General features: G+C 72.3%; 22 protein-coding genes. 14 read left to right on the top strand and 8 right to left on the bottom strand.

Annotated elements, in window-relative coordinates:
- The first annotated feature begins 56 nt into the window (after window positions 1-56).
- Window positions 57-1,172, top strand: a complete 1,116-nt coding sequence (gene rlmN / locus ASF37_RS02265) for a 23S rRNA (adenine(2503)-C(2))-methyltransferase RlmN (protein ID WP_200931172.1) — start codon at window positions 57-59, stop codon at window positions 1,170-1,172.
- Window positions 1,173-1,182: 10 nt separating this feature from the next.
- On the opposite strand, the gene ASF37_RS02260 is transcribed toward rlmN, so the two are convergent.
- Window positions 1,183-2,883, bottom strand: coding sequence for a TIGR03767 family metallophosphoesterase (locus tag ASF37_RS02260; protein WP_056554164.1), 1,701 nt, complete (start codon window positions 2,881-2,883; stop codon window positions 1,183-1,185).
- A gap of 104 nt (window positions 2,884-2,987) precedes the next feature.
- Between ASF37_RS02260 and ASF37_RS02255 the strand changes: the two genes are divergently transcribed.
- Complete coding sequence (locus tag ASF37_RS02255) at window positions 2,988-3,722, top strand: enoyl-CoA hydratase (protein ID WP_055967374.1); 735 nt, start codon at window positions 2,988-2,990, stop codon at window positions 3,720-3,722.
- Complete coding sequence (locus ASF37_RS02250) at window positions 3,722-4,162, top strand: AMP-binding protein (RefSeq protein WP_056578930.1); 441 nt, start codon at window positions 3,722-3,724, stop codon at window positions 4,160-4,162. Before ASF37_RS02255 ends, ASF37_RS02250 begins: the two co-directional genes overlap by 1 nt.
- Before the next feature lie 725 nt (window positions 4,163-4,887).
- On the opposite strand, the gene ASF37_RS02245 is transcribed toward ASF37_RS02250, so the two are convergent.
- From ASF37_RS02245 to ASF37_RS02235, 3 genes are read right to left on the bottom strand one after another with little or no spacing between them, the layout of a single operon-like run.
- Window positions 4,888-5,868: an SDR family NAD(P)-dependent oxidoreductase gene (locus ASF37_RS02245; RefSeq protein ID WP_056578927.1), complete on the bottom strand. Its 981-nt coding sequence runs from the start codon at window positions 5,866-5,868 to the stop codon at window positions 4,888-4,890.
- 56 nt (window positions 5,869-5,924) lie between these two features.
- The gene (locus tag ASF37_RS02240; RefSeq protein WP_200931158.1) at window positions 5,925-6,575 is read right to left on the bottom strand and encodes a response regulator transcription factor; all 651 of its coding nucleotides are present in this window, start codon (window positions 6,573-6,575) and stop codon (window positions 5,925-5,927) included.
- Window positions 6,572-7,732 carry a sensor histidine kinase gene (locus tag ASF37_RS02235; protein ID WP_235497746.1) on the bottom strand — a complete coding sequence of 387 codons (1,161 nt, stop codon included), beginning with the start codon at window positions 7,730-7,732 and terminating at the stop codon, window positions 6,572-6,574. The genes ASF37_RS02240 and ASF37_RS02235 overlap by 4 nt, the downstream gene beginning before the upstream one ends.
- 131 nt (window positions 7,733-7,863) lie before the next feature.
- Between ASF37_RS02235 and ASF37_RS02230 the strand changes: the two genes are divergently transcribed.
- The 5 genes from ASF37_RS02230 to ispG all read left to right on the top strand — a co-directional run bounded on the left by ASF37_RS02230 (window position 7,864) and on the right by ispG (window position 13,380).
- The gene (locus ASF37_RS02230; RefSeq protein ID WP_055967386.1) at window positions 7,864-8,790 is read left to right on the top strand and encodes an ATP-binding cassette domain-containing protein; all 927 of its coding nucleotides are present in this window, start codon (window positions 7,864-7,866) and stop codon (window positions 8,788-8,790) included.
- Window positions 8,787-9,587 carry an ABC transporter permease subunit gene (locus ASF37_RS02225; RefSeq protein ID WP_055967388.1) on the top strand — a complete coding sequence of 267 codons (801 nt, stop codon included), beginning with the start codon at window positions 8,787-8,789 and terminating at the stop codon, window positions 9,585-9,587. The genes ASF37_RS02230 and ASF37_RS02225 overlap by 4 nt, the downstream gene beginning before the upstream one ends.
- A 66-nt stretch (window positions 9,588-9,653) precedes the next feature.
- Entirely contained in the window at window positions 9,654-10,901 is a 1,248-nt protein-coding gene (dxr, locus tag ASF37_RS02220; protein ID WP_056554174.1) for a 1-deoxy-D-xylulose-5-phosphate reductoisomerase, read from the top strand.
- On the top strand, window positions 10,898-12,226 hold the full coding sequence (locus ASF37_RS02215; protein WP_056578924.1) for an RIP metalloprotease: 1,329 nt from the start codon (window positions 10,898-10,900) through the stop codon (window positions 12,224-12,226). Before dxr ends, ASF37_RS02215 begins: the two co-directional genes overlap by 4 nt.
- 2 nt (window positions 12,227-12,228) lie before the next feature.
- Window positions 12,229-13,380: a flavodoxin-dependent (E)-4-hydroxy-3-methylbut-2-enyl-diphosphate synthase gene (gene ispG, locus ASF37_RS02210; protein ID WP_055968544.1), complete on the top strand. Its 1,152-nt coding sequence runs from the start codon at window positions 12,229-12,231 to the stop codon at window positions 13,378-13,380.
- Window positions 13,381-13,397: 17 nt separating this feature from the next.
- Here the strand turns inward: ispG and ASF37_RS02205 are convergent, their stop codons facing one another.
- Window positions 13,398-13,886 carry a universal stress protein gene (locus tag ASF37_RS02205; RefSeq protein ID WP_055967394.1) on the bottom strand — a complete coding sequence of 163 codons (489 nt, stop codon included), beginning with the start codon at window positions 13,884-13,886 and terminating at the stop codon, window positions 13,398-13,400.
- Window positions 13,887-13,974: 88 nt separating this feature from the next.
- Between ASF37_RS02205 and ASF37_RS02200 the strand changes: the two genes are divergently transcribed.
- The gene (locus ASF37_RS02200; RefSeq protein WP_055967397.1) at window positions 13,975-14,862 is read left to right on the top strand and encodes a DUF4081 domain-containing GNAT family N-acetyltransferase; all 888 of its coding nucleotides are present in this window, start codon (window positions 13,975-13,977) and stop codon (window positions 14,860-14,862) included.
- 11 nt (window positions 14,863-14,873) lie between these two features.
- Here the strand turns inward: ASF37_RS02200 and ASF37_RS02195 are convergent, their stop codons facing one another.
- On the bottom strand, window positions 14,874-15,164 hold the full coding sequence (locus ASF37_RS02195; protein WP_055967401.1) for a putative quinol monooxygenase: 291 nt from the start codon (window positions 15,162-15,164) through the stop codon (window positions 14,874-14,876).
- 76 nt (window positions 15,165-15,240) lie between these two features.
- Here ASF37_RS02195 and ASF37_RS02190 point away from each other — a divergent pair, with 76 nt between their 5' ends.
- Together ASF37_RS02190 and ASF37_RS02185 are read left to right on the top strand one after the other, a co-directional pair.
- Window positions 15,241-15,603, top strand: a complete 363-nt coding sequence (locus tag ASF37_RS02190) for a MauE/DoxX family redox-associated membrane protein (protein WP_055967404.1) — start codon at window positions 15,241-15,243, stop codon at window positions 15,601-15,603.
- 77 nt (window positions 15,604-15,680) lie between these two features.
- Window positions 15,681-17,426, top strand: coding sequence for a proline--tRNA ligase (locus ASF37_RS02185; protein WP_200931171.1), 1,746 nt, complete (start codon window positions 15,681-15,683; stop codon window positions 17,424-17,426).
- Window positions 17,427-17,459: 33 nt separating this feature from the next.
- Here ASF37_RS02185 and ASF37_RS02180 read toward each other — a convergent pair whose 3' ends face one another.
- Together ASF37_RS02180 and ASF37_RS02175 are read right to left on the bottom strand one after the other, a co-directional pair.
- A complete protein-coding gene (locus ASF37_RS02180; protein WP_056578919.1) occupies window positions 17,460-17,867 on the bottom strand; it encodes a DUF4439 domain-containing protein in 408 nt (135 codons plus the stop codon).
- A 10-nt stretch (window positions 17,868-17,877) separates the two neighbouring features.
- Window positions 17,878-18,333 (bottom strand): hypothetical protein, encoded by a 456-nt coding sequence (locus ASF37_RS02175; protein ID WP_156366934.1) that lies wholly within the window; start codon window positions 18,331-18,333, stop codon window positions 17,878-17,880.
- 106 nt (window positions 18,334-18,439) lie between these two features.
- Here ASF37_RS02175 and rimP point away from each other — a divergent pair, with 106 nt between their 5' ends.
- Genes rimP through ASF37_RS02160 form a run of 3 tightly spaced genes read left to right on the top strand, consistent with a single transcriptional unit; the run spans window position 18,440 to window position 20,474 of the window.
- The gene (gene rimP, locus ASF37_RS02170; protein ID WP_082480782.1) at window positions 18,440-18,997 is read left to right on the top strand and encodes a ribosome maturation factor RimP; all 558 of its coding nucleotides are present in this window, start codon (window positions 18,440-18,442) and stop codon (window positions 18,995-18,997) included.
- On the top strand, window positions 18,997-20,184 hold the full coding sequence (gene nusA / locus ASF37_RS02165; protein WP_056578916.1) for a transcription termination factor NusA: 1,188 nt from the start codon (window positions 18,997-18,999) through the stop codon (window positions 20,182-20,184). The genes rimP and nusA overlap by 1 nt, the downstream gene beginning before the upstream one ends.
- Window positions 20,181-20,474, top strand: a complete 294-nt coding sequence (locus tag ASF37_RS02160; RefSeq protein WP_056576927.1) for a YlxR family protein — start codon at window positions 20,181-20,183, stop codon at window positions 20,472-20,474. The genes nusA and ASF37_RS02160 overlap by 4 nt, the downstream gene beginning before the upstream one ends.
- Window positions 20,475-20,556: the final 82 nt, after the last annotated feature.

Here is a 20,556-nt window from a genome sequence, read left to right as displayed (position 1 = left end):
CCGACGTTTCGACACGGCTGGTGTCGGCCTGGGAGGATGGGCCGGTGAGCGAGCCCATCAAGACCCTGCCGCTCGTCCTCGAGCCTCCCCGTGGCCGCGGCAAGCCGCCGCGGCACCTCGCCGACTTCTCGGCCGAGGAGCGCAAGGCCGCGGCCGAGGAGCTCGGCCTGCCCGCGTACCGCGTCAAGCAGGTCGCGCACCACTACTTCGCCCGGCTGCAGCGCGACCCCGAGGCCATGACCGACCTCCCCGCCGCGCAGCGTGACGCGATCGCCGAGGCCCTGCTGCCGCCGCTGCTCACCCCGGTGCGCTCGCAGGAGGCTGACAAGGGCGCGACCCGCAAGACGCTGTGGCGCCTGTTCGACGGTGCCCTCGTCGAGTCCGTGCTGATGCGGTACAGCGAGCGGGCGACCGTCTGCGTCTCCAGCCAGGCCGGCTGCGGCATGGCCTGCCCGTTCTGCGCCACCGGCCAGGGCGGGCTCCAGCGCAACATGAGCACCGCCGAGATCGTCGACCAGGTCGTCGACGCCGCGGCCGCGATGGCGAACGGGCTCGTGGCGGGCGGCCCCGGCCGTCTCTCCAACGTCGTGTTCATGGGCATGGGGGAGCCGCTCGCCAACTACAAGGCCCTGGTCGGTGCGGTGCGACGCATGACGTCGTCCGCCCCCGACGGCCTCGGCATGTCGGCCCGCAACATCACCGTGAGCACCGTCGGCCTCGCCCCGCGCATGCGCCAGCTGGCCGACGAGGGCGTGCCGGTCACGCTCGCGCTCTCGCTGCACGCACCCGACGACGAGCTGCGCGACGAGCTGGTGCCGATCAACACGCGGCACAGCGTCGACGACGCGGTCTCGGCGGCGCGCTACTTCTTCGACGTGACCGGACGCCGGGTGTCCATCGAGTACGCCATGATGCGCGACATCAACGACCAGGCGTGGCGCGCGGACAAGCTGGCCGACGTCCTCATCGCCCACGGTGGCCGCGCCTGGGTGCACGTGAACCTCATCCCGCTCAACGAGGTCCCCGGCTCGCAGTTCACCCGCTCCCGCGACGAGGACATGGACGAGTTCGTCCGTCGTCTCGACGCCCGGGGCATCAGCACCACCATCCGTGACACCCGCGGCGACGAGATCGACGCCGCCTGCGGCCAGCTCGCCGCCACCGGCGACTGACTCCTGCGGCTCAGGCCAGCGGGTTCGGCAGCACCAGCTCGGTGTTGCGGTCGGCGGCCTTGCCCTCGTAGCCGGCGGTGCGCTGCTGGGGGTCGTTGGCAGCGAGCTCGCGCGAGAGGGACGCCAGCTCGACGGTGCTCGCGAGCCCGGAGTGCTGCTCGGCTCCGGCGTGGTCGACCATCGTCGTGAAGATCGAGAGCGTGCCGTCGCGGTTGTCGACGAGCTCCACGAGTCGCGACTGCTGCGGGAAGTCGACGTGCGAGGCGCAGCTCATCTCGTAGAACCCGCCCGAGCCGTCGGGGCGGGCGTGCGCCGTGATCGCGTTCTTGTGCGTGTGCCCGTTCACCCACGCCACCACGTTCGGGTGCGCCAGCAAGGTCGAGACGACGGCCGGACCGAGCACGCGGACCTGCGCGTCGCCGCCCGTGAGCACGAGCGGGTTGGTCATCGTGGCCGACGTGTGGTGGCTGAAGACCATGACGTACCGGTCGGTCGATGCCGTGAGCACCTGCTCCAGCCACGCCGCCTGCGCCGCGTCGATGGAGCCGTCGGCGTACCCGTTGGGGTTCACGGTGTCGAGCACGACGCAACGGAGGGAGCCCTGGTCGAACGTGTAGTACGCCGTGCCCTTCGACCGGTTCTCCGCCGTGAAGCCGTGGCCCACCGGGGCGCCGCTGGTCCGGAAGTGCTCGTCCACGACCTGCTTGCGGGTCAACGAGCGGCGCGCCGGGTCGGCTGACACCAGGCGTGCCGACAGCAACGACAGGGCTCCAAGCAGCGGCGTGGCGTTCGCGGTACGGAGCGCGTCGAGGACGTCGGCCTGGGACAGCCCGGGCGGCAGGCTGGTCGCCTTGAGCGGGCCGGTGCCGACCAGGCCGAGGGGCAGGGTCTGCGGGAAGTTGCCCTGCACGAGGCCGTCGTGGTTGCCGAACACCGAGTACCAGGGCATCGAGAGACCCTCGGGGGTGAAGGGCCGGCGCGCGGCGTCGAGCAGGCCGTTCTTCGCCGGGAACCCGTAGCGCGAGCGGTACTGGTCGTTCTTCCCGCCCTCGGGGTGCCAGTAGTGCGTGTCGGACGTGCCGCTGTCGTGCACGCCCTCCCACCGGTTCGGGTTGCCCGAGTCGGGCCGGACCGGCCGGCCGCCGTCGAGGACGTCGATGTTCCAGCGGACCTCGTTGTACTGGCAGTTGTCGGAGTTGTCGCCGGTCTGGATCGCGAACGCCAGCGGGCTGCCGGTGACCGGTCCCGCGGTCACGTCGTTGACGGCGCGGACCATCGCGTCGCTCGTCTGGGCCGTGAGCATCTCCTGGGGCCGGTAGCTCGACGTGAGGAGCCCGCCGAGCGTGGGGTCTCCGGGGGAGTAGGCGTCGTCGAGACGGTCGAGGTACTCCACGCGCATCGGGGACTGCGCGTCGATCACGTGCACGTCGGTGAGGTGGACGAACGAGACCACGGCCTGGCGGCCGGTGGCCCGCGCGTCGCCCGGGGTCGCCCCGAGATCGGCCCGGACGACGTGCGGCTCCCCATCAGCCGTCACCAGACGCGCGTACCCACCGGGGCCGGGGGTGCCGCGCACGAGGCGTCCCGCCAGCGTGGTGCCCGCCGACGAGGCCGGCGACACCGCCGCCCGCGAGATCGACGGCAGGCCGACCACGGCCGCCGTGCCGAGCAGGGTTCCGGAGCGCAGCAGGGCGCGACGAGTGACCGTCATGTCCCCATCAACGACGCGATGTGCTCCAGGTCACGTCGGACAGGTCGTGCGGAGCGACGCCGGCGCGGTCGGTAGCGTGGCCGCGAGCCGACCGAAGGAGCACCATGCTGGGAGTCCACCGCGACGGCGACGTCGTCGTCCTGGAGCTGCAGCGCGAAGAGCGTCGCAACGCCCTGAACCTCGACCTGTGCCGCGCGATCGACGAGGCGGCACGCGACGCCGTCGGTGACGGACCGGCGGCCGGGGGAGCCCGGGCGATCGTCATCACCGGTCAGGGCACCGCGTTCTGCTCCGGCGCCGACCTCGGTGGCGTGTACGGGGACGAGTTCCTGGAGGCGCTGTACGGCATGCTGCACGGCCTGGCGCTGCTGCCGGTCCCCATCGTCGCCGCCGTCAACGGGCCCGCCATCGGCGCGGGGACGCAGCTGGCCATCGCGTGCGACCTGCGCGTGGGTGACGACACCGCGCGGTTCGGAGTGCCGACCGCGCGCAACGGCATGGCGGTGGACGCCTGGACCATCCGCACGCTCGCGGCGCTCTCCGGCACAGGTCCGGCGCGTCGGATGATGCTCGCCGGCGAGCTGATCGACCGCGACGAGGCCCTGTCCCACGGGCTGGTCGACCGGGCCGGGACCCTCGACGACGCGTTGGCCTGGGCGCACGAGATCGCCACGCTGGCGCCGCTCACGCTCGCCCACAACAAGCTCGTGCTCAACGGCACCCATCACGACGATGCGGCGATCGAGCAGAGCTTCCGCGACGTGTGGGCCAGCGACGACGTGCGTGAAGCCGCCCAGGCGCGTGCCGAGAAGCGCACGCCCGTGTTCCGGGGACGCTGATGGCCAGCCTCGGCTTCGACCTGCTGGACGGTCACGTCGTCAGCGGCGGTGCGGACGACCCGGCAGCCGGGCGTCTCACCTTCGCCCGGCTCCTGGAGCGGTCCGCCTCGCTCGCGTCCGGACTCGGCATGCTCGGCGTCCGTCCGGGTGACGAGGTGGGCGTCCAGGTCGACGACGTCGACCGGGTCCTCGTGGTGTGCGCCTGCATCCGCATCGGTGCCCTGCCCGCTCCCGACGGCGTGGTGGTCGTGGTCCCCTCCGACGACGGACCCGTGGTGCGGGTCGGCGACGACGTGCACCCGCTGGACCTGGTCCGGCAGGCCGGGTCGGGTGATGCCGCGATGGCCCTGGCCGACGACACCGCGGGCTATCGCGACGCGGTCCTGCGGCACGCGGCCGACGTGGTCGAGCCGCTGCTGGAGCGCCGCCCCGTGCTCTGACCGAGCCGCTGCTGCGTCGCCTCGGCTGGGCGTTCGCTCACTGCTGCGTCGCTCCTGGTGGGCGTTCGCTCGATGCTGCGTCGCTGTGGCTTCGCGTTCTCCTGCGGCTGCGTCGCTGTGGCTGCGAGTCGACCTGCTCTCCGAAAGGGCCTCGACCGGAGCGGGGGTCTGGTCTCGGGTGGGTCTGCGGGGCGCGGCCACGATTCTTCCTCTGCGCGTGATCCGCGCACGATGCTTCCTTCGCGTGGACCGTGCCTCGCGAAGGAAGCATCGTGGCGACGAAATGGCGCCCTGGAGGGCAGTGATTCTCCTTCTGCGTGGAACGGTCCACGAGAAGGGAGAATCCCTGCCCAACCGTCGTGCACCATCGCCCCGCGGACGCAGGATTCTGCCTTCACGTGCGGAAGCCCGAACGATGCTGCGTTGGTGACGGGATCCCGTAGCGAACGCAGCATCCTTCGCCCTCTCACGCACGAACGCAGAATCTTGCGTCACCCCGAGCCACGCTCCGAGGGCCCGACCGAGCCCGGACCCCGCCGCCGGTCGAGGCCCTTTCGGAGCGCAGGTCCACTCGCAGCCGCAGCAACGCAGCAGCAAGGCAGGACCGGGCCACAGCGACGCAGCAGCAAGGCATGACCCGGCCACAGCGACGCAGCAGCGCGTGCAGGCCCAGCGGAGGCGGCGGGTCGTCCACATCCCGTCGAGACGACCGGCAGGGGGAGCGCTCAGGAGCCCTCGACGTCGAGTCCGGCCCAGGTGGCCACGCGGTCCCAGACGCGGCGCCGAAGAGCCGGGTCCTCCTTCGGCCACGGGGCGTAGTGCGGCGAGCGACGTCGGCGGTCGCACCAGAACCCGTCCTGCCCGGTCCGTGACGTGGGCACCGCGGCCAGCCAGACCATGGTGTCGGCGCCCTCGGCGGCCGTGCGGAGCACCGGCCCCAGGACCTTGGCGAAGCCGGGCAGGGAGTCGGTGATGCCGGGCGTCTGCGCCCAGCCGGGGTGCATCGAGTGGCTCGGCAGCGTCGGGTGCCGCTGGGCGAGCAGCTCGGCCACCACGACCTGCAGCCGCTTCGTGCGGGCGTAGGCACGCACGCCGTCGTAGGTGCCCTCGCGGTACTGCAGGTCGTCCACGAGTGCCGCCGTGAGCGGGGCGGTGTACATGCCGCCCGACGAGACCCACACGACGCGCCCGTCGTCGGCCGCCTCGAGCAGCGGGCGGACGAGCTCGGTGAGCAGGAGCGGGCCGAGCACGTGCGTGGCGAGCGTCAGCTCGTGACCCTGCGCCGACTCCGTGCGCTCGGTCGGCATGACGCCGGCGTCGTGCACGATCGCGTGCAGCGCGCCGAGGTCGGCCCGAAGACGATCCGCGTAGCGGCGCACGTCGTCGAGGTCGCTGACGTCGCACACCTCCTCGCGGAGCTCGGCCGACGGCAGCGAGCGGCGGATCTCGCCGGCGGCGTCAGCCAGGCGGTCGGCCTTGCGTCCCACCAGGTGCACGGTGGCGCCGAGCTCGGCGAGTCCCGTCGCCGCCGCGGCGCCCAGGCCACCGCTCGCTCCCGTCACGACCACGTGGCGACCTCGGAGCGAGTCGGGCTCGGGGTCGGCCGGCCACCAGCGACGACGCAGCCGCGGTCCGATGCTGGAGTACCCGGGCAGCACCGTCTTGTCGAGGATCGTGTCGGCCAGGTCGGTCAGCGTCGAGGACATGCCTCCACGCTAGAGAGGTGGATCGCTGCAGGCACCTCCAGACGACGTGCCGTGCGCTACAGGAGGCCCGCGTCGTGCATCGTGATCGCCACCTGCACCCGGTTCACGGCGTCCAGCTTGGTGAAGAGGTGGGAGATGTGCGCCTTCACGGTCGCGAGGCTGAGGTGCAGCTCCGAGGCGATCTCGGCGTTGGACGCGCCTCTCCCGATCGCCCGGGCCACGTCGCGCTCGCGGTCGGTCAGCGACGCCACCAGGACCGTGGCCCGCGTCTCGCGGCCGTCGCCCGACCCGTCCGTCACCTGCTCGATGAGTCGACGGGTGATCGCCGGCGACAGCGCGGGCTCGCCGGAGGTCACCGTGGCGATGGCCTCGACGATCTGCGCCGGCGGGGTGTCCTTCAGGAGGAACCCGTGCGCCCCTGCGGCCAGTGCCCGCACGACGTAGTCGTCGGCGTCGAAGGTGGTCAGCACCAGGACGCGGGGCGCCGAGGGCAGGGCGACGATCGCGGCGGTCGCGTCGATCCCGTCCATCACCGGCATCCGCAGGTCCATCAGCACCACGTCGACGTCGCCCTCGCGGACCCGGGCGACCGCCTCGCGGCCGTTGGACGCCTCGGCGACGACCTCGAGCTCGTCGGACCCGCCGAGCATGAGCGCCAGGCCGGCTCGCACCAGTGCGTCGTCGTCGACGAGGAGCAGCCGGGTCACGCCGGCCACGGTACCCACGCCTCGAGCACGTAGCGCTGGTCGGGCGTCACCTTCTGCGTCAGCCGACCGCCGGCGAGCTCCACCCGCTCCCGCAGGCCCACCAGGCCCAGGCCGGCCCCCGGTGGTGGCGCCGTGGTGCGGGTGGTGCCGACGCGCAGCGGGTTCGTCACCACGGCCCGCACACCCGCTCCGCCCTCGGCCTCCACGCGCACCGTGACGGCGGTGTCGGTCGCGTGCTTGTGCGCGTTGGTGAGACCCTCCTGCACGACGCGGAAGATCGTGCGGCCCTCCGCGTCGGGAACGTCGTCGAGATCGCCGTCCACCGACAGGTCGACGCGCATCCCGGCACGCGCCCACTCCTCCACGAGGATCCGCAGGTCGCCCGCGGACGGCTGCGGCAGCTCGGGGGCCGCGTCGCCGGGACCGTCGCGGAGCACGCCGAGCACACCCCTCAGCTCGGTCATGGCCTGGTGGGCCGTCTCCTGGATCGTGCGGGCGGCCTCACGCACCTGCTCCGGCGGGAGGTCGTCCCGGTAGGCCAGCGCCCCCGCGTGCATGGTGACCAGCGAGATCCGGTGCGCGAGCACGTCGTGCATCTCCCGGGCGATGCGCGTGCGCTCGGCGCCGCGGGCCTGCGCCACCTTCGCCGCCTGCTCCGCCTCGGCGATCTCGGCCCTGGAGCGGAGCGTGGCCAGCAGCTCACGCCGCGACCCGACGTAGAGCCCCACCGCCACCATGAGGCCGATGACGACGACCACCACGGCGGCGTCGAGTCGTGGGTCGGGCCCCGGGACCGGGTTGATGGCCACCACGACCGGGATCGTCAGCGCCACCACGATCGTGACGGGGACGATCTCGCGCCAGCGTCGGCGCGTGGCCAGCGACACGAGCGCGAGGCTCGCCGCGCCCCCGGAGCTGAACGACACGATGCTCACGACGTTGGTGACCAGCGCGGTCGCCACCGGGAAGCGGTGCCGCCACCGGAAGGTGGCCACCGTGCTCACCACCCCGATCGCGATGTCGGCAGCGAACCACCCGGGCGCGTTGGCGAGCTGCCACGGGGCGAGCTCGACCCACGACAGGCCCGTGACCGCGAGCACGAGCAGGAGTCGCCAGACCTGCCCCCATCGCGTCACGGTCGGGGGCGGGGGGCTCACCGGCGTCACGCTACCGACGTGGGTGCGGGCCGTGCCACGTCCACCCGGCCGGCGAGCCTCATACTTTCGGCGACCGGATCGTGGCTGCGTGGCGGATGCCCACGACGCACCACGTCGGGCAGGCTGGGGTCATGATCCAGGTCCAGAACCTCACCAAGACGTACGCCGGCTTCACCGCCGTCGACGACGTCAGCTTCACCTGTCGCCCAGGGGCCGTCACCGGCTTCCTCGGGCCGAACGGTGCCGGCAAGTCGACGACGATGCGCATCATGACCGGCCTCACCCCGGCCTCCGTCGGCCAGGCCCTCATCGACGGCGTCGACTACCGCGACATCCCCAACCCGGGCACGCAGGTCGGCGTGCTCCTCGACGCCTCGGCGCAGCACGCCGGCCGTACCGGCCGCGAGATCCTCACCCTGTCGGCCCTGACCATGGGTCTGCCCAGCAGCCGCGTCGACGAGATGCTCGAGCTCGTCAGCCTGAGCGACACCGAGTCCAAGCGCCGGGTGAAGAACTATTCGCTCGGCATGCGCCAGCGACTCGGCATCGCCAACGCGCTGCTCGGCGATCCCAAGGTGCTCATCCTCGACGAGCCGGCCAACGGTCTCGACCCGGCCGGCATCCACTGGATGCGCAGCCTGCTGCGCCACTACGCCGACCGCGGCGGCACGGTGCTGCTGAGCTCGCACCTGCTGCACGAGATCGAGATCATCGCCGACGAGATCATCGTCATCGGCCACGGCAAGATCGTCGCCCAGGGCACGAAGGACGAGCTCATGCACCGCGCACGCGGCGGAGCGGACTCCACCTTCGTCCACTCGGTCGACGACGAGCAGCTGCAGAAGGCGCTCGTGGGCGCCGGGCAGCAGCCCACCGCCGTCCAGGGCGGCCTGCAGGTCGCCGTCGGCGCCGAGCAGGTCGGCCAGGCCGCCCTCGCGGCCGGCGTCGCCCTCGTCGAGCTCCGGCCTGCCGGAGGCGCGGGGCTCGAGGACATGTTCCTCGAGCTCACGTCCTCGACCCAGCGCGAGAAGACCACCACCGAAGGAGGCGTGGCATGAGCGCCACCACCGCAAGCCCGCTGCCCGCGTCGGTCTCCACCGACCGTCCCGGCATCCCGTTCGCCCGGCTCGTCCGGGTCGAGCTGCGCAAGATGTTCGACACCCGCGCCGGTCGCTGGCTGATGATCAGCATCGTCGTGCTGTCGCTGATCGCGGCCGTCTCGGTGATCGCGTTCGCTCCCGACAGCGTCATCTCCTACGCCGTCTTCGCGACCGCCTTCGGCGTGCCGCTCGGCATCCTCCTGCCGGTGGTGGCGATCCTGTCCGTCACGGGTGAGTGGAGCCAGCGCAGCGGCCTGACGACGTTCACGCTCGTGCCGCACCGCGGCTCGATCATCAACGCCAAGATCGTCGCCTCGGTGCTCGTCGGCATCATCTCCGTGCTGGTGGCCTTCGCGATCGGCGCGGTCGGCAACCTCGCCGGTGCCGCGATCAACGGGATCGACGCCGACTGGGACGTCACGCTCACCCAGTTCCTCACGATCCTGCTGGCCAACATCCTGGGCCTGCTGCTGGGCTTCACCCTCGGCGCACTGTTCCGGAACACGCCCGCCGCGATCGTCGGCTACTTCGTGTACGGCTTCGTCCTGCCGACCGTGTTCGGGATCCTGGCCGCGTTCCAGGACTGGTTCAAGGACCTGCAGCCGTGGATCGACTTCAACTTCTCGCAGAGCAAGCTGTTCGAGGGCAACCTCACCGGCGAGGAGTGGGCACAGCTGGGCACGTCCGGGGTCATCTGGTTCGTGATCCCGCTGGCACTGGGCATCTGGCTGATCCGTCGGTCCGAGGTCAAGTGACCCGACGGCGATGAGACCTCCGGCGCCCGGGCGGGACACCCGGTGCCGGTGAGAGAGAATGGCGACATGCGAAAGCGTGTCGCCATTCTCGGTTCCACCGGCTCCATCGGTACCCAGGCCCTGGAGGTGGTCGAGGCCGCCCCGGAGCGGTTCGACGTGGTGGCGCTCGCAGCCGGCGGCTCGGACCCGGGCCTGCTGGCCGCCCAGGCGATCCGGCACGAGGTGGAGCTGGTCTCGGTGGCCAGGGCCACCGCCGCCCAGGACGTGCAGCTGGCGCTCTACGCCGAGGCCAAGCGACGCGGGTGGTCCGAGGGCGACCACCGCCTCCCGAAGCTGCTCGCCGGACCGGACGCCGCCACCGAGGTGGCCCGGGCCGACGTCGACGTCGTGCTCAACGGCATGACCGGGGCCGTCGGGCTCAGGCCGACGCTGGCCGCGCTCGAGACCGGGACCACGCTCGCCCTCGCCAACAAGGAGTCCCTGATCGTCGGAGGCGACCTGGTCACCTCCCTCGCCGCACCGGGTCAGATCGTTCCGGTCGACTCCGAGCACTCGGCCATCGCGCAGGCCCTGCGTGGCGAACGGATCGAGGACGTCCAGCGTCTCCTGGTGACGGCCAGTGGTGGACCGTTCCGTGGGCGGACCCGCGACGAGCTGGCCGACGTCACGCCCGAGCAGGCCATGGCGCACCCGACGTGGGACATGGGTCCGGTCATCACGATCAACTCGGCCACGCTCGTCAACAAGGGTCTCGAGGTGATCGAGGCGCACCTGCTGTTCGGCATCGGCTTCGACCGCATCGACGTGGTCGTGCACCCGTCGTCGGTCGTGCACTCCATGGTCGAGTACGTCGACGGGTCCACGATGGTCCAGGCCTCGCCGCCCGACATGCGCCTGCCCATCGCCCTCGGGCTGGCCTGGCCCGAGCGCGTGCCCGGCTCGGCCCGGGCCTGCGACTGGAGCGCCCCGACCGCCTGGGAGTTCTTCCCCCTGGACGAGATCGCGTTCCCCGCCGTCCGCCTGGCGCGCCAGGCGGGGGAGCACGGTCGGACGGCGCCGGCGGTGCTCAACGCGGCCAACGAGGTGTGCGTCGACGCCTTCGTGGCCGGCGAGTTGGACTTCCTTGGCATCGTTGACACCGTGGGAGCGGTCCTGGCCGAGCACCTCGACGACCCCGACGTCGCCCACGCCGACCTGACCCTCGACCTCGTGCTCGAGGCCGACACCCGAGCCCGGGACCGGGCGAGGGCCCTGGTGGAGGAAGCTTCCATGCGATCGAACACCGTGACAGCACCGGGCGGGACCCGCGCGTGACCGGGCTCGTCTACGCCCTCGGCGTCGTCGTCTTCGTCCTCGGCGTCATCGCCTCGATCGCCCTGCACGAGCTCGGCCACCTGTACCCGGCGAAGAAGTTCGGCATCAAGGTCACCCAGTACTTCGTCGGGTTCGGCAACACGGTCTGGTCGTTCCGACGCGGCGAGACCGAGTACGGCATCAAGTCGATCCCGCTCGGCGGCTACGTGAAGCTCGTCGGCATGCTCCCGCCGGAGCGGCGTTCGCAGGAAGACGTGCCCGTCGGGGGAGCGACGGCACCCGAACGGGTCCGCGACACGAACACCGGCCTGTTCACCCAGCTGGTGAGCGACGCCCGCCACGCCGAGTACGAGCTCGTCGACGAGGACGACGCCGACCGGCTGTTCTACAAGAAGCCGTGGTGGCAGAAGCTCATCGTGATGGCCGGCGGCCCCATGGTGAACGTGGCCATCGCGGTCGTGCTGTTCGCCGTCGTCCTCATGGGCTTCGGCGCGCTCACCCCCACCACCACCGTGGCGGCGGTCTCGGACTGTGCCATCAGCGACGCCGAGGCCGGTCGCACGTGCACCGACGCCGACCCCGTCACGCCGGCCAAGCAGGCCGGTCTCCAGCCGGGGGACCGGTTCGTCTCGTTCAACGGCGAGCGGATCACCTCGTGGGAGCAGCTCTCGGGGCTCATCCGCGGCAACGGTGGCGACGAGGCGCGGATCGTCGTGGAGCGGGACGGTCGCGAGATCGCCGCGGAGGTGCCCACCACGGTCCTGGCCCGGGCGTCGGTCGACGACCCCGAGCGCACCGAGCGCGTCGGGTTCCTCGGCGTGGAGCCCACCCAGGCGATGCAACGCCAGGGACCCGGCACCGTGGCCGAGGTGATGGGTGAGCAGGTGGTGGCCACGGCCGACGCCATCGCCCACCTCCCGGTGCGGATGGTCGAGGTCACCAAGGCCGCCTTCGGTGCCGAGCGCCCGGCCGACGGACCGATCAGCGTGGTCGGCGCGAGCCGCGTGGCCGGCGAGCTGGTCACCGTCGACGAACCCACGTGGTCCGAGCGGGCGCAGCGGATCCTCGGTCTGCTCGCCTCGCTGAACCTCTTCCTCGCGCTGTTCAACTTCATCCCGCTGCTGCCGCTCGACGGTGGTCACATCGCGGGCGCCCTGTGGGAGGCGATCCGGCGGGGCTGGGCGCGGCTGCGGAGGCGTCCCGACCCCGGATACGTCGACGTGGCGAGGATGCTGCCGGTCGCCTACGTGGTGGGTGGCATCCTGATGGTCATGAGCGTCATCCTGATCTACGCCGACATCGTGAACCCGGTGAGCATCTCGTGAGCATCCCCGTATCGCTCGGCATGCCCGAGGCGCCGCCGCCCGTCCTCACGCCGCGGCGCAAGACCCGCAAGATCAAGGTCGGCTCGATCGACGTGGGCGGCGACGCCCCGGTGTCGGTGCAGTCCATGACCACGACGCTCACCTCCGACGTCAACAGCACCCTGCAGCAGATCGCCGAGCTGACGGCCGCCGGCTGCGACATCGTGCGTGTGGCGTGCCCGAGCCAGGACGACGCCGACGCACTTCCCGACATCGCGCGCAAGTCGCAGATCCCCGTGATCGCCGACATCCACTTCCAGCCGAAGTACGTGTTCGCGGCCATCGACGCCGGCTGTGCCGCCGTGCGCGTGAACCCGGGCAACATCCGCAAGTTCGACGACCAGGTCGGCGCGATCGCGAAGGCCGCCAAGGATGCCGGGGTCTCGCTGCGCATCGGCGTCAACGCCGGCAGCCTCGACAAGCGCCTGCTCGAGAAGTACGGCAAGGCCACGCCCGAGGCGCTCGTGGAGTCTGCCGTGTGGGAGGCCTCGCTGTTCGAGGAGCACGACTTCCACGACTTCAAGATCTCGGTCAAGCACAACGACCCCGTGATCATGGTGAAGGCCTACGAGCTGCTCTCCGAGCGAGGCGACTGGCCGCTGCACCTCGGCGTCACGGAGGCCGGTCCGGCGTTCCAGGGCACCATCAAGAGCGCCGTGGCCTTCGGGCACCTGCTGGGCAACGGCATCGGCGACACGATCCGGGTCTCCCTGTCGGCACCGCCGGTCGAGGAGGTAAAGGTCGGCATCCAGATCCTGCAGTCGCTCAACCTGCGCCCGCGCAAGCTGGAGATCGTCTCGTGCCCGTCGTGCGGTCGCGCGCAGGTCGACGTGTACACGCTGGCCGAGCAGGTCACGGCCGGGCTCGACGGCCTCGAGGTCCCGCTGCGCGTGGCCGTCATGGGCTGCGTCGTCAACGGACCGGGCGAGGCTCGCGAGGCCGACCTCGGTGTCGCCTCGGGCAACGGCAAGGGTCAGATCTTCGTCAAGGGCGAGGTCATCAAGACCGTGCCCGAGAGCAAGATCGTCGAGACCCTCATCGAGGAGGCCATGCGCATCGCCGAGACGATGGAGCCCGTGGAGGGCGCCACCGCCTCGGTCGACGTGTCGGGCTGAGGCCCGGACGACCGCCGCTAGTCGACCACGCTGTCGATCGGCCGTGACCGCGGCGCGGAGGCGTCGTCCTGACCGCGCAGCACCAGTACGGGGCACGACGCGTGTCGGACCAGCCGGTCGCTGACCGAGCCGAGCAGCAGCCCGGCGAAGCCGCCCAGGCCGCGGGGGCCGATCACGACCATGGTGGCGCCGCGCGACGCCTCGAGCAGGGTGTCGTCCGCGGGCCCGTGCACGGCCTCGAGGGTGACCGGCACGTCGGGGTGCGCCGCACGGGCGTCGGCGGTGTCGGCCTCGAGCGCGGCCTGCGTGGCGCGGCCCAGCTCGTCGACGCCCGGGACGAAGCCGGGGCGGGCGTCGGCCGGGCGCGCGGCGGTGGAGATCGACCAGGCGCGCACGACGTGCACGGGCAGACCAGCGGCCTCGGCGTGGTCGAGCGCCCAGGCGAGGGCGGAGTCGGAGAAGCGGGAGCCGTCGTGACCGACGACGAGGGGACCAGGTGACGTCATGACTCATCGTAGGACGGCGTGGGATCACCTCCGGCGCTACGCTGACGAGGTCTCGGCACGCCGTGCTGCGGACGGACGGAGGTGCGCGATGACCCAGCTGGTCGACGCGCGTGCCGGCGCCGGGCCTGGAGACCAGGTGGTCCGAGCGCTGACCCCCGGTGACGTCCCCGACCTCGTGCGGCTCACCGCCCGCGACGCGCGAGCCAACCTCTTCGTCCGGCACCGCGTCGCGGAGACCGGGCTGCGCGACGTGCTGCTCGGCGGGTCGATCCTCGGCTGCTTCCGGGACGGCGTGCTCGTCGCCGCCTGCCACAGTGGCGCCAACCTCGTCCCGGTTCAGGCCGACGCGGTGGCGATCGACGGCTTCGCCGAGCACCTCCTGGCCGCCGACACGGGCCCCGGCGGACGCCGCAGTGCCTCGCTGGTGGGTCCCCAGGAGGCGGTGCTGCGGCTGTGGTCACGTCTGGAGGGGCTGTGGGGCCCGGCGCGCTCGGTCCGGGCCGACCAGCCGTTCCTCGCCATCGACCACGACCCCGCTCTGCCGGCGGACCCGCGGGTCCGCCACGTCATGATCGACGAGGTCGACGCGCTGTACCCCGCCTCCGTCGCGATGTTCCGCGAGGAGGTCGGGATCGACCCGGAGGCCGGCGGGAGCGTCGGCTACCGGGCTCGGGTCGGGCAGCTCGTCGCGCGAGGCTGGGCGTTCGCGATCATCGAGCGCGGCCAGGTGCTGTTCAAGACCGAGGTCGGGGCCGCGGTCGACGGGGTGTGCCAGCTCCAGGGCGTGTGGGTGCACCCGGACCACCGCGGCCGTGGGATCGCAGCCCCGGCACTCGCGGGCGTGGTGCGCCTCGTCCGGCGCGACGTCGCACCCGACGTCACGCTCTACGTCAACGACTTCAACGCCCCGGCTCGCGCCACCTACGACCGCGTCGGGATGCGCCAGGTCGACACCTTCGCCTCGATCCTGCTCTAAGGCGTCCGGAGTCAGCTCGACGTGCTCCACCGGGTGAGCACGGGTGCCGCAGCCAGCAGGGCGGCCAGCGCGGGACGCTGCCCGTCGCCCGCCCGCCAGGTGCGGTAGGCGTCGTCGTGCTCCAGGCTCTCCCAGCGCTCGAGGGCGGTGACGTGCGTGGGGTCCTCGACGTCCGTCAGCACCTCGACCCCGTGGTTGCCGGGGAAGGCCCGGGTCTCGGCGAGGACCTCCTCGAGGACGGCCGGCGCGTCGTCCAGCCGGTCGGGCCGCAGCCGGAGCTCGAGGGTGGCGATGACGGTCATGGAGTACTCCTGGGGCTGGTCGGGTCGGCAGGGCCGGGACCGATCCTTCCACGCGTCACCTCGCTAGGGTGCGGGCATGGATCGTGACGTGAAGGCGCTCGCCGGACTCCTCGCCGCCGCGGGGGTCGCCCACTTCGTGAAGCCGGCACTCTTCGAGTCGATGGTCCCGAGGCCCCTGCCGTACAAGCGCGAGCTCGTCCTGGGCTCCGGCGCGGTGGAGATCGCGTGCGCGGCCCTGCTCGTCCACCCCCGCACCCGTCGTGCGGGCGGGACGGCATCGGCCGCGCTGCTCGTCGGGGTGTTCCCGGCGAACCTGCAGATGGCGGCCGACGCGGTGCGCAGCCGGCGCGCGTCGACGGGGTGGAAGGTCGGCACCCTCGCGCGTCTGCCGCTGCAGGCCCCGCTCGTGCGCACCGCGCTCAAGGCGTCCCGCGGCTAGGACACGCCCTGGCCCCACCCTGGGCCACCTCGCGCGCGAGGTACCGCCGACACCCTCGATAGGGTCGGTCCATGCGCATGTCCCAGCTGTTCCTGCGAACCCTGCGAGACGACCCCGCCGACGCGGAGGTCCCGAGCCACAAGCTGCTCGTCCGGGCGGGCTACGTGCGTCGCGTGGCGCCCGGCATCTACTCGTGGCTGCCGCTGGGGCTCAAGGTGCTCGCCAAGGTCGAGCAGATCGTCCGCGAGGAGATGGACGCCATCGGCTCGCAGGAGGTGCGGTTCCCCGCGCTGCTCCCGCGTGAGCCCTACGAGGCCACCAACCGCTGGGTCGAGTACGGCCCGAACCTGTTCCGGCTGAAGGACCGCCGCGGGACCGACATGCTGCTCGGCCCCACGCACGAGGAGATGTTCGCCCTCCTGGTCAAGGACCTCTACTCCTCGTACAAGGACCTGCCCCTGAGCCTCTACCAGATCCAGACGAAGTACCGCGACGAGGCGCGTCCCCGTGCCGGCATCCTGCGCGGACGCGAGTTCGTCATGAAGGACTCCTACTCCTTCGACGTCGACGACGCCGGCCTGGAGGCCAGCTACCGGGCCCACCGCGAGGCCTACGTCCGGATCTTCGACCGGCTGGGGCTGGACTACGTCATCGTCCACGCCGACTCCGGAGCCATGGGTGGCTCGGCCAGCGAGGAGTTCCTCGCCGTCGCCGAGGTCGGCGAGGACACGTTCGTGCGTTCCCCCGGCGGCTACGCGGCGAACGTCGAGGCCGTCACCACCGTGGTGCCCGACCCCCTGCCCCTCGACGACGCGCCCGCTGCGCACGCCGAGCAGACCCCCGACACCCCCACCATCGAGACGCTCGTCGCGCACCTGCAGGAGCACTTCCCGCGCGAGGACCGACCCTGGCACGCGGGCGACACGCTCAAGAACGTGCTGGTGGTGCTGCGGCACCCCGACGGCAGCCGCGAGCCGCTCGCCATCGGCGTGCCCGGCGACCGCGAGGTCGACCCCAAGCGCCTGGAGACCCAGGTCTCGCCCGCCGAGGTCGAGCCGTTCACCGAGGACGACTTCGCCGCGCACCCGCTCCTGGTCAAGGGCTACATCGGTCCGGCCGCCCTGGGCGCGGAGTCCGAGAGCGGCATCCGCTACCTCGTCGACCCCCGCGTCGTCGAGGGCAGCCGGTGGGTCACGGGTGCGAACGTCCGCGGGTCCCACGTCGTCGATCTCGTGGCGGGCCGCGACTTCACGCCCGACGGCACGATCGAGGCCGCCGAGGTGCGCGCCGGCGACCCGGCTCCCGACGGCTCCGGGCCGCTCGAGCTGGCCCGCGGCATCGAGATGGGCCACATCTTCCAGCTGGGACGCAAGTACGCGCAGGCCCTCGGGCTCCAGGTGCTCGACGAGAACGGCAAGCTCGTGACGGTCACGATGGGCTCCTACGGCGTCGGGATCTCCCGTGCCGTGGCGGCCGTGGTGGAGAGCTCGCACGACGAGATCGGCATCGTCTGGCCCCGCGAGCTCGCCCCCTACGACGTGCACCTCGTCGTGGCGGGCAAGCAGCCCGAGCAGTTCGAGGCCGCCGACCGGCTGGTCGCCGACCTCGAGGCCGCCGGCGTCACCGTGCTCCACGACGACCGGCCCAAGGTCTCGCCTGGCGTCAAGTTCAAGGACGCCGAGCTGCTCGGGATGCCCACGATCGTGGTGGTCGGCAAGGGTCTGGCCGACGGTGTCGTCGAGGTGAAGGACCGCGCGACGGGATCACGACGCGACGTGCCGGTCGCGGGTCTCGTCGACGAGCTGCGCGCCGTGTGCCGCTGATCGACCCGACGGACCACAGCCCGCCGGGCCGGGTCAGCCGAGTCCGGGGAACGCGGTCGGGGAGGCGCCCCAGTCGATGGCCTCCAGCGCGGAGGCACGCAGCGAGGCCAGGGCCTCGCGGCGGTCGCCGGCTCCGCCGAGCGTCACGAGCGGCAGGGTGGCCGTGCACAGCCGGTCACTGACGTCGGCCAGACGCTGCCGAGCGTCGTCGGCCGTCGCCGGTGCGGTGCCGTAGGACGCCTGCGGGCCCACCGGCGTGGCGCCCGCCGCCGCGACCCGGGCGATCAGGCTGTCCCGCGACCGACGGTGGCGGACGAGGGCGTCGCTCGAGGCGTCGCGCAGGGCCGAGAAGCGACCGGCCACCAGCGAGGCGAGCCAGACCGCCTCGTGCTCGAGGGCGAGGCGCCGTTGAAGGGCGCCGACCGGGGACGGAGTGCTCATGGTCGCGCCCTCAGCCCCGACGTCCGAGCGTCCGGGCGACCTGGGCCTGGCCGGCGGCCAAGGACGCCAGCACCCGCGCGAGGTCGGGGGAGACCGCCGTCAACGCGTCGGACTCGCGGCGTCGCGCGGCGGCCGCGACGGCACGCGCCACGGCGGCGCCGCCGCCGGTGATCTCCGAGGCCGGGGGAGTGGAGCCGCCCGGAGGGCCACCCAGCGCCTCCAGCTGCTCGCGCAGCACGTCCACCAGGGTCTCGTCGGCGCCGCCGAGCTGCTCGACGGCGCTCACCAGCGAGACCTGCTCGGAGGCCGCCGTCCGCAGCAGCGCGGTGTCCGACGCGTCCGGGATCGGGTGCGGGCGGGCGCCGAGTGCACGCAGCAGGTCGTCGTCGCGTCCGGCCACGTGCAGGCCCGCCCCGGCCGCGACGACGGCGAGCCCGGACCCCACGACGACGCGACGGCTGACCACCACGGCAGCCTAGTCCGTGACCGCTAGAGTGGTCGCCTGCGGCAGGCCGTCCCCTCGGCTCGCCGCACGTGACGTGTCGACAACAGAACACAGGAGGCTGCTCGAGATGGCGGACCCGCAGGCCGACCGCGTGGAGGACGAGGTCCGAGGCGCGCTGACGCCGCTCGGACTGGACCTGGAGGCGGTGGAGCTGTCCCGCTCGGGGTCCAAGCGCCTCCTGAGGATCGCGGTCGACGCCGACGGTGGCGTCCCGATCGACCTCATCACCGACGCCACGCGCGTCGTGTCCGCCGCTCTCGACGAGGGCAGCGCCATGGGCGAGGAGCCCTACACGCTGGAGGTCACCTCCCGTGGCCTCGACCGCCCTCTGACCGAGCCCCGGCACTGGCGGCGCAACGTCGGCCGGCTGGTGGCGGTGACGCTTCACGACGGTCCCTCCGTCACGGGGCGTGTCGTGGGCAGCGACGACACGGGCGTCGAGCTCACCGTCAAGGGCCAGCAGCGCCGTCTGGAGTACTCCGAGGTCGCCCGTGCCCTCGTGACGCCGGAGCTGGGTGCCCCCAAGGCCCCCACGACGGGTCGCTCCAAGCAGCCCCGACGGCCGGTGCAGGGCCGGCCCGGCACGTCACGCCCCACCGACCGGAACCGCGAGAAGGACTCCTGATGGACATCGACATGAGCGCACTGCGTGCGCTGGAACGCGAGAAGGACATCTCCTTCGAGGTGGTCGTCGAGGCCATCGAGACAGCGCTGCTGTCGGCCTACCACAAGACGCCCTACGCCCACTCCCACGCGCGGGTCGTGCTCGACCGCGCGAGCGGCCACGTCACCGTGTGGGCGAAGGAGCGACTCGAGCCCGAGCCGCAGGCCCGGCCCGAGACCGCGCCCGAGACCGCGCCCGACACTGGGACCTCGACGGAGACCGGGCAGGAGGGCGCGGCCGAGGACGCAGCGGCCGACACGGACGGGACCGTCGCTGCCCAGCCGGCCCCCGCTCCCACCACCGCCCCGGCCCCGCCACGGTTCTCCGAGGAGTTCGACGACACCCCCGAGGACTTCGGCCGGTTCGCCGCCGCAGTGGCGCGCCAGCTGATCATGCAGCGTCTGCGTGACGCGGAGGACGAGCAGAAGTTCGGCGAGTTCTCCGGCAAGGTCGGCGACATCGTCTCCGGCGTCATCCAGCAGGGCAGCCGGCCCGGCGACGTCATGATCGACCTGGGCCGTGTCGAGGCGCTGCTGCCGGCGTCCGAGCGCGTGGCGGAGGAGAAGTACGCCCACGGCGAGCGCATCAAGGCCTACGTGTACGAGGTCGAGAAGGGCATGCGTGGGCCGCGGGTCAAGGTCTCGCGCACGCACCCGAACCTGGTGCGCCTGCTGTTCGCGCTGGAGGTGCCCGAGATCGCCGACGGTGCGGTCGAGATCATGGGCGTGGCCCGTGAGGCCGGACATCGCACGAAGATCGCCGTGCGCGCCAAGGCGGCCGGGGTCAACGCCAAGGGCGCCTGCATCGGACCGATGGGCCAGCGCGTCCGCAACGTCATGCACGAGCTGCACGGCGAGAAGATCGACATCGTCGACTACAGCGACGAGCCGGCTGCGTACATCGGTCACGCACTCTCGCCGTCGCGCGTCAAGCAGGTGACGGTGGTCGACGAGCAGGCTCGTGCGGCGAGGGTGGTCGTTCCCGACTTCCAGCTCTCCCTCGCGATCGGCAAGGAGGGCCAGAACGCCCGCCTCGCCGCGAAGCTCACGGGCTGGCGCATCGACATCCGGTCCGACACCGAGGACCCCTCCGTGGCCGGGGGGCCAGCGCGCCCGTCCGGTGCGTCGAGGCCCGAGAACGGAGCATGAGCGCGGACGGGGTAGACTCGACCCTGGTCACTCGCACGTGCATCGGCTGCCGGTCGCGCGACGCAGTGACCGCTCTGGTGCGACTCGTCGCGGTCCCGGGGGAGACGACCACGGTCGTCACGCCCGATCCACGGCGGTCCATGCCGGGGCGAGGGGCGCACCTGCACCCCGACCCTCGGTGCCTGGAGCTGGCACGTCGCCGCAAGGCGTTCGGCCGGGCCCTCCGCCTGGAGGGACCACTCGACCTGACGCCGCTCGACGCCGTCGCCGACCGCACCATGCACCAGTGACACCGATCCAGGGGGCCACCCGGCCCCACGACCCGAAAACGGAGCAACCGCTCATGAGCTCTCGATGAGAACCAACCGATGA

It is taken from the genome of Aeromicrobium sp. Leaf289, assembly GCF_001423335.1.
Classification (GTDB): domain Bacteria; phylum Actinomycetota; class Actinomycetes; order Propionibacteriales; family Nocardioidaceae; genus Aeromicrobium.
This window is presented reverse-complemented; position numbering and strand designations above follow the sequence as displayed.

Bases quoted from the DNA above. Each gene is read 5' to 3' on its own strand.
- ASF37_RS02260 (WP_056554164.1), bottom strand. From the start codon at position 2,883: ATGACGGTCACTCGTCGCGCCCTGCTGCGCTCCGGAACCCTGCTCGGC.
- ASF37_RS02255 (WP_055967374.1), top strand. From the start codon at position 2,988: ATGCTGGGAGTCCACCGCGACGGCGACGTCGTCGTCCTGGAGCTGCAG.
- ASF37_RS02250 (WP_056578930.1), top strand. From the start codon at position 3,722: ATGGCCAGCCTCGGCTTCGACCTGCTGGACGGTCACGTCGTCAGCGGC.
- ASF37_RS02245 (WP_056578927.1), bottom strand. From the start codon at position 5,868: ATGTCCTCGACGCTGACCGACCTGGCCGACACGATCCTCGACAAGACG.
- ASF37_RS02230 (WP_055967386.1), top strand. From the start codon at position 7,864: ATGATCCAGGTCCAGAACCTCACCAAGACGTACGCCGGCTTCACCGCC.
- ASF37_RS02225 (WP_055967388.1), top strand. From the start codon at position 8,787: ATGAGCGCCACCACCGCAAGCCCGCTGCCCGCGTCGGTCTCCACCGAC.
- dxr (WP_056554174.1), top strand. From the start codon at position 9,654: ATGCGAAAGCGTGTCGCCATTCTCGGTTCCACCGGCTCCATCGGTACC.
- ASF37_RS02205 (WP_055967394.1), bottom strand. From the start codon at position 13,886: ATGACGTCACCTGGTCCCCTCGTCGTCGGTCACGACGGCTCCCGCTTC.
- ASF37_RS02200 (WP_055967397.1), top strand. From the start codon at position 13,975: ATGACCCAGCTGGTCGACGCGCGTGCCGGCGCCGGGCCTGGAGACCAG.
- ASF37_RS02195 (WP_055967401.1), bottom strand. From the start codon at position 15,164: ATGACCGTCATCGCCACCCTCGAGCTCCGGCTGCGGCCCGACCGGCTG.
- ASF37_RS02190 (WP_055967404.1), top strand. From the start codon at position 15,241: ATGGATCGTGACGTGAAGGCGCTCGCCGGACTCCTCGCCGCCGCGGGG.
- ASF37_RS02185 (WP_200931171.1), top strand. From the start codon at position 15,681: ATGTCCCAGCTGTTCCTGCGAACCCTGCGAGACGACCCCGCCGACGCG.
- ASF37_RS02180 (WP_056578919.1), bottom strand. From the start codon at position 17,867: ATGAGCACTCCGTCCCCGGTCGGCGCCCTTCAACGGCGCCTCGCCCTC.
- rimP (WP_082480782.1), top strand. From the start codon at position 18,440: ATGGCGGACCCGCAGGCCGACCGCGTGGAGGACGAGGTCCGAGGCGCG.
- nusA (WP_056578916.1), top strand. From the start codon at position 18,997: ATGGACATCGACATGAGCGCACTGCGTGCGCTGGAACGCGAGAAGGAC.
- ASF37_RS02160 (WP_056576927.1), top strand. From the start codon at position 20,181: ATGAGCGCGGACGGGGTAGACTCGACCCTGGTCACTCGCACGTGCATC.